This window comes from Chloroflexota bacterium, from assembly GCA_026706485.1.
Taxonomy (GTDB): domain Bacteria; phylum Chloroflexota; class UBA11872; order UBA11872; family UBA11872; genus JAJECS01.
In genome coordinates, this window is record JAPOYR010000013.1 from 50,188 (window position 1) to 65,003 (window position 14,816).

General features: G+C 64.7%; 13 protein-coding genes. 5 read left to right on the plus strand and 8 right to left on the minus strand.

The features are described 5' to 3' along the window. Positions 1–2: 2 nt before the first annotated feature. Together OXG79_13765 and OXG79_13770 are read right to left on the minus strand one after the other, a co-directional pair. Complete coding sequence (locus OXG79_13765; GenBank protein ID MCY3784830.1) at positions 3–2,219, minus strand: beta-galactosidase; 2,217 nt, start codon at positions 2,217–2,219, stop codon at positions 3–5. 124 nt (positions 2,220–2,343) lie between these two features. Beyond that, positions 2,344–2,802, minus strand: coding sequence for a RidA family protein (locus tag OXG79_13770; protein ID MCY3784831.1), 459 nt, complete (start codon positions 2,800–2,802; stop codon positions 2,344–2,346). 139 nt (positions 2,803–2,941) lie between these two features. On the opposite strand from OXG79_13770, the gene OXG79_13775 reads away from it, so the two are divergent. After that, positions 2,942–3,496, plus strand: coding sequence for a PH domain-containing protein (locus OXG79_13775; GenBank protein MCY3784832.1), 555 nt, complete (start codon positions 2,942–2,944; stop codon positions 3,494–3,496). 92 nt (positions 3,497–3,588) lie between these two features. Here the strand turns inward: OXG79_13775 and OXG79_13780 are convergent, their stop codons facing one another. Beyond that, positions 3,589–5,892 (minus strand): hypothetical protein, encoded by a 2,304-nt coding sequence (locus OXG79_13780; protein MCY3784833.1) that lies wholly within the window; start codon positions 5,890–5,892, stop codon positions 3,589–3,591. 314 nt (positions 5,893–6,206) lie between these two features. Between OXG79_13780 and OXG79_13785 the strand changes: the two genes are divergently transcribed. The 3 genes from OXG79_13785 to OXG79_13795 all read left to right on the plus strand — a co-directional run bounded on the left by OXG79_13785 (position 6,207) and on the right by OXG79_13795 (position 9,514). After that, complete coding sequence (locus OXG79_13785; protein MCY3784834.1) at positions 6,207–7,484, plus strand: sulfatase; 1,278 nt, start codon at positions 6,207–6,209, stop codon at positions 7,482–7,484. 50 nt (positions 7,485–7,534) lie between these two features. Then, complete coding sequence (locus OXG79_13790) at positions 7,535–8,260, plus strand: SOS response-associated peptidase (protein ID MCY3784835.1); 726 nt, start codon at positions 7,535–7,537, stop codon at positions 8,258–8,260. Positions 8,261–8,332: 72 nt separating this feature from the next. Next, on the plus strand, positions 8,333–9,514 hold the full coding sequence (locus tag OXG79_13795) for a phytanoyl-CoA dioxygenase family protein (GenBank protein ID MCY3784836.1): 1,182 nt from the start codon (positions 8,333–8,335) through the stop codon (positions 9,512–9,514). 39 nt (positions 9,515–9,553) lie between these two features. On the opposite strand, the gene OXG79_13800 is transcribed toward OXG79_13795, so the two are convergent. Beyond that, positions 9,554–10,459, minus strand: coding sequence for a phytanoyl-CoA dioxygenase family protein (locus OXG79_13800; protein MCY3784837.1), 906 nt, complete (start codon positions 10,457–10,459; stop codon positions 9,554–9,556). Between the two features lie 191 nt (positions 10,460–10,650). Here OXG79_13800 and OXG79_13805 point away from each other — a divergent pair, with 191 nt between their 5' ends. Continuing rightward, entirely contained in the window at positions 10,651–11,130 is a 480-nt protein-coding gene (locus OXG79_13805) for a GyrI-like domain-containing protein (GenBank protein MCY3784838.1), read from the plus strand. 58 nt (positions 11,131–11,188) lie between these two features. Here OXG79_13805 and OXG79_13810 read toward each other — a convergent pair whose 3' ends face one another. The 4 genes from OXG79_13810 to OXG79_13825 all read right to left on the minus strand — a co-directional run bounded on the left by OXG79_13810 (position 11,189) and on the right by OXG79_13825 (position 14,797). Then, positions 11,189–12,280 carry a Gfo/Idh/MocA family oxidoreductase gene (locus OXG79_13810; GenBank protein ID MCY3784839.1) on the minus strand — a complete coding sequence of 364 codons (1,092 nt, stop codon included), beginning with the start codon at positions 12,278–12,280 and terminating at the stop codon, positions 11,189–11,191. Positions 12,281–12,289: 9 nt separating this feature from the next. Continuing rightward, complete coding sequence (locus OXG79_13815; protein MCY3784840.1) at positions 12,290–13,138, minus strand: sugar phosphate isomerase/epimerase; 849 nt, start codon at positions 13,136–13,138, stop codon at positions 12,290–12,292. A 112-nt stretch (positions 13,139–13,250) separates the two neighbouring features. Further along, the gene (locus OXG79_13820) at positions 13,251–13,688 is read right to left on the minus strand and encodes a hypothetical protein (GenBank protein MCY3784841.1); all 438 of its coding nucleotides are present in this window, start codon (positions 13,686–13,688) and stop codon (positions 13,251–13,253) included. Positions 13,689–13,762: 74 nt separating this feature from the next. After that, complete coding sequence (locus tag OXG79_13825) at positions 13,763–14,797, minus strand: ATP-binding cassette domain-containing protein (GenBank protein ID MCY3784842.1); 1,035 nt, start codon at positions 14,795–14,797, stop codon at positions 13,763–13,765. Between the last annotated feature and the right edge of the window lie 19 nt (positions 14,798–14,816).

Sequence of the window (14,816 nt, forward strand, 5' to 3'; positions counted from 1 at the left end):
CCTCACCGCGATCCTTCCAACGCCAGGTGCACCACCGCGTGCTTCCAAGCCGGGATCGTGATCTCGAATGCGCCGTCGTTGAGTGGAATCTCGGTCTTCGTGAGCAGGTTGCGCACGGTGTTGGGGCCGCGCGTGGGGCGGACGGTGACGGTGGCCGAGGAGCGCTCGAGATTGAAGAGAAAGGCCACGTCCCCGCTCTTGGCCGATCCGCGGACCACAGGCACGACGCCCGAGTCCTCGATCGCCAGCGGCGCTTCGATGGCGGCCTCGCGCACGGGCGGGAGTACCAGGTCCGGGTGGCCCGCGTTGCCGAAGCCGGCTGACAGCGACAGTCCCCACCAGGTGAACCGCCCGTCGGCGCTGCGCACGGCCACCGTTTCGCCTTCCAGCGAGGCGATAGCCGTTGCGCCGTTCTTGGGCTCGTGGACGGCATAGCCGCACGGCGTGCTGATCGAGATTGCTCCAGCCGCCACTTGGAGCACGTTTCGACCTTCGGCGATGTCCTGCTCGGTGATGGCGTTGAAGTCCGCCACCCGCACGCCGAAACGTTCGGAGAATCCCTCCGGCGGCCCGTAGGACGACTGCCCATCGGGTTGGTAGAGCCCAAAGCTCCCATCCGCCACGAGCTGCACGTCGGGGTTGTCGTCTAGTGTCTGCTCGATGCGTTGGCGCAGCTCGTCGGTCATGAGCGCTGCGTTGGTCAGGAAGATCAGCCGGTAGGGCGACCAGTCCATGCCGGGAGACACGATGTCGACCGGAATGCCGTTGGCCCAGAGCGTGCGGTGGACGCCGCGCAGGTCGTCCAGATAGCGGTCGTCTTCGTCGTTGTAGCTAAAGAGCTCTTGGGACTCGCCGTGGTAGACGACGGCAACGTCCGCGGTACCGCACCTGAGCGGCAGGTGGTCCTCCATGCCGGCCATTTGGCATAGGGCCTCGGTGGTGGATTGCCAGCGGGCGGTGGGTTGCCCGTCCAGAGCAATCAGGTTGTAGCCCGGGGACTCGAAACTGAAGTACTCGGGGCGATATTGCCAGTACATGGCGCCCGCGCCGCCCGAGGCCAGGCACATCCACAGCAGCATGGTGGGTTCCTCGGGCGCCGATTGCTTGCGCCAGGTGACGCCGCCGCGCGACATGCCCGAGTAGATCTCTTCGTTCCACCAGCGACCGTTCTTGCCAATGCTGCGTGACCAGTCGTAGCCGAAAGCCCGCTCCGACAGCTTGTAGGGATCTTCGGAGGTCAGCAGATTGTTGGACGACATGGACATGCCCCAGCTGTCGGCCACCGGCGCGCACGCGGTGTCCTGCGGGCGCGGATACCAGGCGCCGTGCGAGCGCTTTTCATGCACCGGGTCCACGTCGTTGGCGACGTCCATGACCCACTGGAGATGGCCGGCCAGGTTCTCGTAGTGGAATTGCTTGTACAGCAGCATTTCGACGACGTTTTGGTTCGAGCGCGGCGGCTGCACGTCTTCCCAGCGGCGATAGCGGCGGTGCACACGCGCGTTTAGCTCGTCGAGCGTGAAGCGCTCTTTCAGCCAGGCGTCGTAGCGGGCCAGCGTGCTGGGGCAATAGCACGGGAGGCCGTCGGAGGTCTTGCTCCACGCCGCCGAGAGCGCGATGCCGTCCCAAAGGCCCCACACCAGCAGGGCCGGGTGGTCCTTGTATCGTCCGATCATGTAGCGCAAGAGCTTTTCGCCGTATTCGCGCCACGCCGGATGGTCGTAGCAGTGAATCTGGCTGCCCTGCGGATAGGCCGGGCTGGCGCTGGTCAGCGAGACGTGGTTGCGGTAGCTGACCACGCGCATGTCGTAGTGCTCGCGCGTCAACCACTCCGGGCAGGCGCCGTGCGTGGCCAGCGGGAGGTCGAGCCACACCCGCAAGTCGTGCTTGTGCGCCAGATCGAAGAGCAGGTCGATGTCGTCGGTCTCGTATTGGCCTGGGCGAGGTTCGAGATGGTTCCAATAGTTAAAGGTGCGGATGATCCGCATGCCGCCGGCGCGAATGCGGGCAAAGTCGTCGTCCCACAGCTCGGGCTTGGGAACGGGCGCGCGGTAGTACTCCACGCCGACAGGAAATGGGACGCCAGGAATGCCGAACTGGTTGTCGCTGGACACGTCAACCCCTTGCTGGACGACGCGTTCGCCGGATGGGTCGGCGAGGCAATTCCGCGCGCTTGGCATGGTGGGGCGGCCGGCGCGGGCCGTCAAGGCGCGAGGCATTCGCCTGGCTCATGAACCGGACGAATCGCCGTCACTTGACATAAATTAGGGTTGAGTCAAGCCATACATGCGCGACCGGCACGTGAGTCGCGTACTGGACAGGACGCCCGCCGGGGACGCCACGCTAGCGCCTGAGCTGAAACACCGCCTCGACGGACAGCGGGACGTTGCGCGGCATGGTGCCCACGCCCACCGCCGAGCGAACGCCCCGGCCTTCGGGGCCAAACACCTCGAGCATGAGCTCCGAGCAGCCGTTGACGACTTCGCTGGCCTGGTCCATGCCCGGCGCGGCGTTCACGTGACCCAGCATGCGCACGACCCGATCGATGCGATCGAGCGAGCCGACCGCCCAGCGCGCGGCGGCCAGCAATCCGATGCCCGCCGCCCGCGCCGCCTGCTTGGCTTCCGCGACCGTGTAGTCCGTGCCCACCTGTCCCGGACGCCAGTCCCCTCCCGGCGAGTGGCCCGAGACCCACACCAGATCGCCCGTGACGACGGCTGGGATGTAGGGCGCGTCCGGCAGCGGCGGCGGCAGGTCCGGCAATTCGATCCCCAAAGCGGCAAGACGGCTTTCAGGCGACATGGCTAAGGCTCCGACGTGACTGTGGCCTCATGGAGTCTAGCGGCGCGGAATGGTCGGACGCCGATTTGCCCGTATACAGTGATAGCCTGCCGCAGACGATCAACGCTTGCTCGACTGGAAGTCCAAGGAGGACCCAGGAGTGAAATCAGAATCGTTCGACCACCCCGGAGCCACCGGCAAGACGCTGCGCGACGCGGAGTTCGAGGGCGGGGTCATTCCCTACTACCGGTTGCTGATCTCACTGTATTTCGCCATCACGATCGTCGGGATCCCGCTGATCCCGTTTTGGCTGATCTTCAGCCTCTGGTACGCCCCGGAGTATCACCGGCGCCTGTCGGCCCGCCTGACCTCACAGGCCATCGAGATTCGGAAGGGCGTGTTCAATCGCCGTGAATCCACTATCCCGCTCAACCGGGTCACCGACCTGCGTCTACACGACGGCCCGATCATGCGCCGCTTCAAGGTGCGCGGCTTGCGAGTGGAAACCGCGGGCCAGTCCGGGCAGTACGCCAGCAGCGAGGGAGATTTGGTTGGCGTAGTCGACGCCGAGGAGTTTCGCAATGCGATTCTCATGCAGCGTCAACGAGTGCTGGGGGCTGAGCCGGACGAAGACGCGCCCACGCCGGCCACGGGAACCACCGAATTGCTCACCGAGATTCGTGACATCCTGGCGCGGATGGAGTCCAAGGAGTAGCCGCACCTCCGCAGTGGCCGGCGCGACCGTCGGCACTGACCGCGTCAGCGATGGGATGGGCTTAGGACCCGCGCCCATTTCTGTGTGGCCGGCTAGGCGCCATCGCGTTCGACGATCTCAACGTCAAAGGACACCTTGTCGTCGAACCATGCGACGCCTTCCTTGACCATGCCGATAGTCAGGGAATATCTGCCGGGGTGCGTTGGCGTATCGATGGGACCGGCGAAGGTATACGCCGATCCGGGCACGACCGGGTCCCAGCGTGAGAATCCATCAAGGTCGATGAATAGCCGGTCTTCGAGTTGCTGAGGGGCGCTCGAAGGGGAGGGACCGCTTTCGAACACCCACGAGTATCCCAAGCGAAAATGGCCGTCCCAACGTTCGGACCCAAGGTTGGTCGCTGAAGCAACGATGCGGGCAGACTCGCCGGATACAACGGTCTGGGTAAGGTCGAGCACCTGCACCTGGGTGTCCAAGACAGGGTTCCAAACCGGGGCGTCGAAGGTCTCAGGCGGCCTCACGGTTACGGTCGCCTCGGCTAATTCGAATCCTTCGAATCCCAACACCAGCCGATAGGCACCGGGAGCATCGGGGGCGCTGAGTCTCACGGGGACAGCGACCGCGCCCATTGCTTGGATCACCGGCGGCGGCTGGAATTGAGCGACCCGGGTCAGCGGCGCTGCACCGGAGCTTGGCTCCCAGCGCACGTCGAGCTCGTAGGTTCCCTGGGGGACCGGGCTTAGCCACGGCGCGGCGTTGGCATTGAGCAGGTTGAGAGGCGCGACCAGTTCCCGGCCTGCCGCAAGGTCTCCCAGAAACACTCGCCCTGAGATCGAGTCCCAGGACGACACGGGGCTCGCGAATCCGTGATCCCCCAAACGGAGCACGACGAACCGCCCGACGTCGGTCCGCGACCCGGCGACCGGCAGGTCCGCAAGTGCCCGCGTCCAAGCTTCGGGGCTGCCCTTGTGCATCTCGTCGGAATTGAGAATGACCGTGCGCACTCCCAGGGCGTGAAGCGCTGCGTAGATTCGCGGAGCGTCGGTGTGATTCAGCCCGTTCACCAGGCCCGCCAGGTGCTCCTGAGTCGGCGGAATATAGCCGTTGTAGCCGTTCAGCAGCGGCAGAACCGAACTCTCCGCGCTCCACGTCATGTACCTCGACTTCGTTTCCGGATTCTTGAGTATCGGGACCACGATTGTCGGATCGCGCGGGAGTGTCCGAAGAAAGGCCTTTAACTCGCTCTCTTCCGGCTGATGATGAAGGCTAAACGACGGCCGGCCGACGTCCAGGGCCAGGAGCACGGCTACTGCCGGAACTAAGAGCAGTCGCCAGTGTCCGAAGCGACCGGCGAGAGCCCATATAGCCGCAAATCCAATCCCCGCCAGCATGCTGAGCCCCAGATGGGCCCCCAAGGCCCATCGATTCACCGCCCGCAGCGACTGAACGCCCGGAATATGCTCGAACACGAACTCATAGGGAAGCGAGGTGTCGGTTAACTCCCCGTCCCAATGCAATATGGGACCAAGAGACAACACGAAGCATGTGATGGCTATCAACGCCGCCAGGACAATGGCCATTCGCTGTCGCGTTTTCGCAATCACATACACCAGACCTAGGGCCGCGAATACAGCGCCCGCCAGGCCGGAAACGAAATAGGGAGGGTGTGAGACGGCATCGGTCCAAAAGGCCGACCGGATCCACCATCCGCCTCCCCATGAACTCAAATACTCCGGCAGCACACCGGACTGATTGACGGTCTCGTCGATACGTCGAATCGCGCTCCACGACAGATAGAACTGCAAGTAGCCGAATCCAAGCAATGCCGACAGGACGAGAGCCGGCAGGCCGCCCACGCTCAACGATCGGATGGCGCCGAATCTGCCGTTCTCGAAGCGACCCCACAACAGGCTTATGAGAAGGAACAACAGGAATATCCAAGCCGCAAAGAACCCCCAGTAGATGGAAGTCGCAAACTGCAGGAACAATGACATCGTCGCGCCGAGGAAGTTCTTGCCGGGATTTTCTTTGAGGGCTCCGAACAAGAACCAAAGCATGAGCGGAGTCCACCACGCCATCAGCAATTGATGATTGGGAATGAATAGCTGCGGCAGAATTGCAAAGCTGAAGACTGTTCCTGCGACCATGCCGGCCGCCCAGCTGTCCGTGATCCGCCGGACGAGAAGGTGCATGGCCCAGCCATTGAAGACGAAGAGGGAGATGTACATGACGTTGAATCCGCCGGCGGGTCCCAGGATCCAGGCGGCAACTATGTAGACGGGAAGCGATCCCAACAGAAGATCGCCGAAGAAAAGAGCGCCAGGTGTCAGGTAGTAGAAGTTGCCATTGAAGAAATTGGGTAGATCGTTGAAGATTGCATAGCGTTGCCATTCCATAAGGGCGTGTATCAGGATTGGATCCGAGCCGATATAGATCTTGTGTCCGGTCAGATTAGATGCAAGGGGCCATGTGAATACGAGGGTGGCTATCGTGAAAATGATTGGTGGGATGATATGTGTTCGACCAGCGCCTTGCGTTTGATGGCTGGCTTGCGGCTGGCGTTGGTTGATGGCGTTGATCAGGGGAGAGGGATGCGCTTGGGTTGGCGTGCGGATAGTAGCAGTGAGCCAAGTGCAGGATCGGGCGCGGTCGGCAACTGCCCAACTCGCACGATGTGCGCGCCCGTCTGCCGCCACTTACATTGGCGAGCATGCAGCGTCCAAATGTCCTGATCGTCACCACCCACGACACGGGACGGTTTGTTGAGCCATATGGCGTCGCAACCGTGGAGACGCCAAATCTCAATCGTCTGGCGGCTGAAGGGGTGCGGTTCGATGCCTACACCACGGCGCCGCAGTGCTCGCCGAGCCGGGCGAGCCTCACGACCGGCCGCTATCCCCACGCCAACGGCACCATGGGTCTCACCCACGGCGAGCATCGCTGGGACCTGGATTCCCGCGAGCGCACCATCCCGCAGATCCTGCGCACGGCCGGCTACCGCAGCGGCCATTGGGGCGTGGAGCACGCCGCGCGCGATCCCCGGCGCATCGGCAATGACGTGTACGACGAGAGTCCCGACGTTGCGTCGATCATTGCCGGGGTGGCCGCGTTCATCGACGCCGATCCCGAGCGTCCCTTCGTGGTGCAGATTGGCCTTACCGAGACTCACCGTGTGAGCGATCACGGCTTCGGCGGCGCGCCGTTCGACGCCAGGGGGATCACCGTGCCCGCCTACCTGCGGGATGCGCCGGGCACGCGCGCCGACCTGGCCGACTTTCAAGGCTGCGTCAATCGAGCCGACGCGCACCTCGGCCAAATCCTCAAGGCGCTGGAAGAGCGCGAGTTGCTGGATGGGACCCTGGTGCTTTTCGTGAGCGACCACGGCATCGCCTTCCCCCGCGCCAAGTGCACGCTCTACGATCCGGGCGTCGAAATCTCGCTGATCGCGCGGCTGCCGGGAACTCCGCTGACCGGCGGGGCTGCTCCTGACGGCATGGCCAGCATCATGGATGTCGTGCCAACGCTGATTGAGCTGACTGGCGCGGAGGCCCCGTCCTATCTGCACGGCGCCTCGCTGCTGCCGCTGGCTGCCGGCGCGTCCCCGGGTCATGCCGAGCTGTTCGTCGAGAAGACCTACCACAGCTACTACGACCCCATGCGCGGCATCCGAACCGATGGCTGGAAATACATCCGAAACTTCGAGGCCGGGCTGGGTGTCGAGGTGCCGGCTGACGTTGCGGGGGGAGGCGCCTATCGTGACCTGGTCGGCCGATTGGAGCCGTCGGTGCATGCGCCCGCTGAGCTGTACGACCTTGAATTGGATCCCAATGAACGGTCCAACCTGGCCGGCCACGCGGAATACGCACGCATCGAGGCCGAGCTGGAAGCCAAGCTGGCGCAATGGATGCACGAGACGCGCGACCCGCTGCTTGACGGCCCGGTGGCGTCACCCTTCTATCGCAGGGCTGTGCACGGACTGTTGGGCTAGGCGTGTCACCATGGCGGTGACGCCGGTCGCGATTGGGGGCGTTGCCACTCGTGTGCGCAAGGTATAGCCGTCACTCGGATCCTCAGGTCCTCGCGGACTTCTTCAAGTCCGCGCCGCTCGAGCCGGCGGTTGCGCCGCCGCCGAACTTCAACGTTGCGCCCACCCAGCAGTCGCTGGTGGTGTTGGATGAGCCTCGTCGACTGGAGGTCATGCGCTGGGGGCTCATTCCCGCGTGGGCCAGGGACGCGAGATTTGGCGCGCGCACCATCAATGCGCGCGCCGAGACGGTGGCAGACAAACCGGCCTTCCGAGCCGCGTTTCGCGCGCGTCGCTGCCTCGTGCCGGCTGACGGCTTCTACGAATGGACGGGGCCTCGCAATCGGCGTCAACCGCACTACATTCACCGTGCCGACGGCCATCCGCTGGCATTGGCCGGTCTGTGGGAGTGGCACGCCGAGTTCGGCCTGTCGTTCACGATCATCACCACGGCGCCCAGCACCTGGATGTCGGCCGTTCACAGCCGCATGCCGGCGATCCTCGAGCCGGGCGACTGGGATGCCTGGCTTTCGCCCGGCGATGACGACCCGGGGTGGCAGGCGGCCCTGTTGCGTCCGGCGGCGGAGAACGTGCTGCGGAGGCACCCGGTCAGCCGCGACGTCAACACCGTGGCCAGCAGCGGACCCGAGCTGATCCAGCCAATCACCGCTCCGGAGTCGCAGGCATCGTCCGACCGGGACTCACAGCCGACCCTCTTTGGAGATCGAGGAGACCATTGACCAACCACCGTAGGTCAGCAGGGTGGCACGCGGGATCGGTGGGGCCCCGTAGCTGGCATGAAGGCCAGGCAAATGCCTGATCTCCAGTCTGAGCTTGCCGAGCATGGCTACGTGATCATCAGGCGAACGATTCCGCCCGAACGACTGAACGGGCTCCGGGCAACCTTTGAGATCCTGGTCGAGCGGCAATTCGACCGATGGCGGCGCGAACGGGACGCGGCGGGCCAGTGGCCGGACAGCTACTTTGCCCGTCAGCCGCGGATCCTGATTCAGCGCGTGGTCGACGCGTCAACCGCCGCAGCGGTGGAGCTTTGCCTGGAGGAGGGCACGCTCGGCGTGAGCCGCCGGCTGATGCAGGCGCCGCACGCCGCGCCGACGCTGATGTCGCTGATGTGCAACCCCTCGGAGGACCACGGACCGGATCGCTGGCACCGCGATATCCGACCGGCGTCGCTTGCTCCGCTGGCCGGTCTGCAGCACGACGCGCGAGCCAATGGCCCGGCGTACGTGCAGTGGAACCTTCCACTCTACGACGACTCGGTGCTGTGGGTGGTGCCCGGCAGCCACTGGCGCGTGAATACCGACGAGGAGAACGACATCCTGGCGCGAGATCCGTCGGTGCCCCTGCCCGGCGGAATCCCCGTGGAGCTGAACGCAGGCGACGCCGTGGTCTATCTCAACACGATGCTGCACTGGGGCAGCGACTACAGCGCCAGGCTGCGCCGCACGATTCATCTCGGCTATCGAGCGTTTGGCGCCGCCATCTATCCGCACGCCCACGCGTTCAACTGGGACTTGGACTTCACGAGCCGCCTTTCCGCCGACACGCGCCGCCAGTTCAAGTCCTTTTTCGAGCTGCATGCCAACGAGCGGCGGGTGATCGAAGCGGTGCTTCGCGCGGCGCTCGAGCGGGATGCCGACGAGTTCCAGCGACAGTTGGCGATCCTGCATCCGGGTGCCGAGGGTCGCATGGTGGCCCTGGTGCTGCTGTCCAAGCTCGTCTTACGCCTCGCCGGCCTGGCCCGGACCGATCGTGCCGGATTTGATCGGCGCAAGGACATTGCGGATGCCTTTTCCGCCGGTGAGATCGAGTCGATTGAGCGCCGGTTCGCCGGGCTCGACGCCGCGCTGCGCGCACCAGACGACCACGTCGTGCCGGGCTTCCAGGACGGCCCGGCGGGCTACGCACACAACGACATGCCGGCGGGATTCGGCGTCGACGAGTTCATCGGCAGCTGGGGCGTGGCCGCCTAGCTCCGTGGCACCGGCGCGATTCGCAGTTTCGTCGGCGTCCTACATGCCGGGAGCTACGTCCTCGTCCTCGCCTTGCTGCGTCGCGAAGAGGGATTGATAGCCCCCTGACCAGTCTGGAGGAATTTGGCACGGACGCGGATCGTGGTGGGCATATCGGGCCGGCTTGCCGCGCACGACTGTGCCGTAGTAACTCGACATAATCGGATTGTAGGTGTAGGTGAAGGCGTCGGCGGAGGAATAGGCATAGAGCAGCAGCGGCCGCCCGGTGTCCGATTGGTTCGGCGGCGATCCGTGGACGGTGCGACAGTTGTGGATGGTCAGTGAACCCGCCGGTCCGGTCATGTATTCGACGTTCTCGAGGTCCAGGCTGGCCGCGTCGGCGTCGGAAAGCGCGCCGTTCCAGGTCCCGTCGTCGTTGTAGAGGTCGAAGAGCGGGCCGTTGTGGCTGCCCGGCAGGCCGCCCAGCGGTCCTTGATCGGGACCGCAGTCGTAGAGCAAGGTGCCGATCGTCGCCGGCGAGTAGTTCGTGTGCGGCCAGAACTGCACGTCCTGGTGCCACTTCACCTCTTCGCCGCCCTCCGCCCATTTGAAGTTCAGCTTCGAGTGGTGAAACTTCACGTCGGGCCCGACAATGTCCGCCGCCACGTCGGCCACGATGGAGTCCGAGGCGAACTCCCAATACGCGGCGTGTTGCTCGACGGGGCTTGTCAGGCGGCGGAGGCGGGGATTCTCGGCGGTGTGGTCGGGCTCCAGGTCCCACACGGCGTCGGATTCCGTGACTTCGCGGCTCCGCTCGACGAAATCGTTCGTGACGTCGCGCAGCCGCTCGATCCACTCGTCGGGCACGACGTTCTCGACGAGGAGATAGCCCTTCTCGAAATACGACTCGCGCTGAGCCTGGGTCAGCACGCGCGGCGGATGGGAGAGGATTTGCTCTGGCGTCATGGCGTAGCCTCCGAGGTTCGCGGGCTCGTCGTCATTAGCGTATCTGAGTATTTCTGGATTCGCTCGTCATCCAAGTCTGCGGCGTGCTGGAAAGCACGGGACGCCGGCACCGAGCCGTGCTGGCGCGGGACGCATTCTGTGCGATCATCCCTAGCGCATTCCGGCAGTCAGCCGAAACGCCTGCGATCTGAATGACTACAAACGGCTCGACAACTAGCGACATCACGCTCCAGCACGTCTCGTCTCAACCAACCCTCGTCGTGCGCTTCAACTTCGGCGGGCGTGACGTGGGCGAGCTGATGGGGCACGCCTTGGACGCGGTGCAGGAGTATCTGACGCGCGCTCAGATGAGCCCCGTGGGCCCGCCATTCACCCGCTATCTGGCGATGACTGACGAGGTCAAGCGCGCCGAGACCGGGTTTCCCGTGGAGTGGGCAATCGAAGGCGGTGACCTGGTCGTCGCCAGCCAGCTTCCCGCCGGACGAGTGGCTCGCATGATCCACACGGGGCCGTACGAGAATCTGATGGACGCGCACAACTCGATGGTGGATTGGATCCGGGATCGCGGCCTCACGCCGGCGGGCGGTCCCATCGAGATCTACCTCAACGATCCCTTCGATGTCGAGGATCCTTCGGAGTTTCAGACCGAGATCATTTGGCCCGTTGAGTGACGCGCGGCGCGGCGAGGCCGACAGCCTCACCTCTGGCTGACACCCGCGGCCCAGGTATTTAGACGGCGGGCACCACCACGGGTTCGACCTGGCCAGAATCGATCGAGCGATTCATGGCCAGCACCACCGCCAACGTGCGCATGCCGTCGGCATATGTGCTCAGGATGCCGGAGGTGTCGCCCGTGCGGACCGCGTCCAGGAACGTAACCATCTCCTGGTAGTGCATGAAGTCGGGCGGTGCGTCGAGTGGCGCGCCGGGTTTCCGCGAGCCGTCGCGGCCCAGGCTTGGAGCACGGGGAAACGCGTCGTGGACGACGGTTCCTTCACCCTTCGGATCGCCGACGGTGCCGAACACGCCCGGTGCGTTTCCGGCGGGTTCCAGCTCCAGGTGGAAATCCGGGCCATTGAACTCGAACTTGGTGTACCCCCAGGGCGCCGCCCATGAATGCACCTGGTAGCCCACCGCGCCGGAGTCGAACTGGATCGTGCTGACGGCGGTGTCCTCGACCGTAAAGCCAGGACCCTTGGGGCGCGCCACGTTGCTGCCGAACGCGTGGACACTCGTGATCTCACCGACGAGATAGCGCATGAGATCGGCGTAATGGATGGCTTGGTCCAGCAAGGGGCCGCCAGAACGGGCTTTGTCAAAAAACCACGGGCGGAAACCGCCCGTGAGCGCCGGGGCGCTGAGATAGGTGCACAGCACAAGGCTTACCGTCCGGCCGGCGAGCAGCTCGCGCATTCGCTGAACCGGCGGCAAGTAGCGCATGTTGAATCCGGCCATGCACACGATGCCGCTGTCGCGCACGATGTGGGCCACGGTCTGCGCGTGCTCCAGGGAGTCCGCGGGCGGCTTCTCACAGAATACGGCTACGTCTCGCTCGGCCGCCCGCTCGAACACTTGGCGTCGGATCCCCGGCGGCACGCAGATGAGCACGGCATCCAGCCCGCGCTCCGCGTCGAACATGGCGTCGACCGACGGATAGGTGCTGGCGCCGGCCCGGCTTGCCAGCTTGGTGGCCTGGGCGTCGTCGGCATCACACACGGCGACGACGCGATTGCCGGGAATGAACTCCAGGTTCGAGTAGTGGCGGGTGCCGATGCTGCCGGCGCCAATGATGCCGATGGCGAGTTCGTCGGATGGCGTCATGTCAGTCTCCTATCCGCGAGGCACGCCGGCTTCGCGAAATGCGCCGTCCAGGGTGGCATAGGCGAACTCGGCGGCGGCCACGGGGAGGTAGGCCGGCTTGTTCCAGACCATGCCACTCACCTCCAGGGTGATGAAGTCGTCCCACCCGGCCTCATGCATGGCCCGCACATAGCCGGTGGTGTCCAAGTCGCCTTGGCCGAGCAGCAGCAGGTCGAGGCTGCCGTCGTCGTAGACGCGCGTGTCGGTGACGTGGGTATGCCCGGTGATCGGCACCAGCGCCGGAACCGCCTCCTCGACCGTCTCGCCGGCGAGAAAGAAGTGCACCATGTCGAAGTGCAGTTTGACGCGCTCGTGGCCGATCTGCTCGATCAGCCACAGCGCGCGGGTGGTGCGGTCGACGGCGGCTCCGGAGTGGGCCTCGATTGCGAGGTGAAAGCCCTCTCGCTCGGCGAGCTCCCCATACTCCCGGCCCGCCTCGGCCAGCGAGTCGCGGATCTTGAGCCATTCGAAGTCCCGCCCGCCGATCCCGAATGCCAATACCGGCTCGCGGTCCGGCACGAAGTCTCGCACCAGGCCATTGAGCTCGCGGGCAAATTCGAAGTTCGCGGCATGCTTGGCGGCCTCTGTTTCATGCACGTGAAGAGCCGTGGCGAACGAGGCCGGCACGCCCATGTCGTGATCGGCGAGCAATCCACGAATGGCCGCGCGTCGGCTCGGAGTCATCGCCTCCGGCAACGAACCGACGTGGCGCGGCCCAGTGCAAATCTCGACGCCGTCGTAGCCGATGTTCGCCAGGATCGGAATGGCGTCTTCGAGCGTGTGCTTCGGCATGGCGTAGGTTCCGTAGGCGATCTTCATGCGCTGAGGCTCCGTGTGCTTGGGCAGGTGGCCCGGTGGCTGCCGTCGCCCCCGAGACGAAGGCAAAGAGGTTGGCTGGATGTCTTCCGAATTGACGCCGGCAAGCCTCGCATCATGACGCGGTGTGGTTGTTCAGCGGTCGACGCGCCGCGTCCACGAACTCCCGCCAGCCGCTGGCTTCCCACTCGCGCCGGCGTTCATTGATGCCCTCGATGAGGGTCTCGCGCGTGAATTCGTCGGCGACCAGACGCGTGGTCTCCACGTAGCGGACCAGTCGGTCGAGCTCGCGGCCGATCGATGAGCGAGCGAGATCTGTCGCGGCCTCGACGTCAGTCGGTGAGTCCGGCGCCCGGCGTAGCTTCGCCGCGCGCTTCCGATACATTTCGATCCATGGAAGCGGCACTTCGCCCTCATTCACGATGAGCTCGGCGAAACGATGTCGCTCTTCGATCTGGCTTGCCGCCCGCCGAATCATCCACAAAGCCCAGAGAATCACGCCCGTGCATACGAGGGCAATGAGCAACGTCAGTGGGACGATCAACTGAAGCATGACTACCGGCTATTCGAACCGCCGACCCGATTCGCCTCGCCAAACCCGTGCGGCGGGCAGTCGGGCAGGCGGACTCAAGCGGTTACGCCGCGAAGATCGAGCTCCTCGGCAAAGTGACAGGCGGATTCATGCCCTTCGCCAACCACGCGCAATTCCGGGGTTTCCTCGCGGCACCGGTCCTGGGCGTAGCGGCAGCGCGGGTGGAAGTAGCATCCGCTCGGCGGGTCCGCCGGGTCGGCCACCTCGCCCTCAAGCGTAATCTCTTCCAGCTTCCGCTTGGGGTCGGGTAGAGGCACCGCGGACATGAGGGCCTCGGTGTAGGGATGCTTCGGGTTGCTGAAGAGCTCTTCCGTAGAAGCGTGCTCGACGACCTTCCCGACGTACATCACGGCGACCTCATCGGAGATGTGCTCGACGACGCTCAGGTCATGCGCGATGAACAGATAGGCAATGCCGAACTCTTCCTGCAACTCTTCCAACAGGTTGATGATCTGCGCCTGGACCGAGACGTCCAGCGCCGAGACGGCTTCGTCGCAGATGATGACCTTCGGGTTCAAGGCCAGGGCGCGCGCGATGCCGATGCGCTGACGCTGCCCGCCACTGAACGCGTGTGGATATCGCTTGAGGTAGCGGATGTCGAGGCCTACGACCTCGAGTAGCTCGCTGACCCGAGTCTCGAGCTCACGGCCTCGCGCCACGTTGTGAATCCGCAGCGGCTCGCCCACGATGTCCAGCACGGTCTTTCGAGGGTCGAGGCTGGAATACGGGTCTTGGAAGACCATTTGCAGGTTGCGACGGTACTCGCGCAACTCGCGCGAGCCCAACTCCGTCAGCTCGGTGTCTTGGTTGTCGACATGCATGCGAACGCTGCCGTCGGTTGGCTCGATGGCGCGGACCACGCAACGGCCGAGCGTGGTCTTGCCGCAGCCCGATTCGCCGACGAGCCCGAGCGTTTTCCCCTCGGCGATCGAAAGGCTGACGTCGTCAACGGCCCGGACGTAGCCAACGACCCGCCGCAGCAGTCCCTTCTCGATAGGGAAGTACTTCTTGAGCCCCTCGATCTCGAGAATGGTGTTGGCGGCCTGCCCGTTGGATGTCTCAGTCGACATGGGCTGGGTTGAGTCGCTC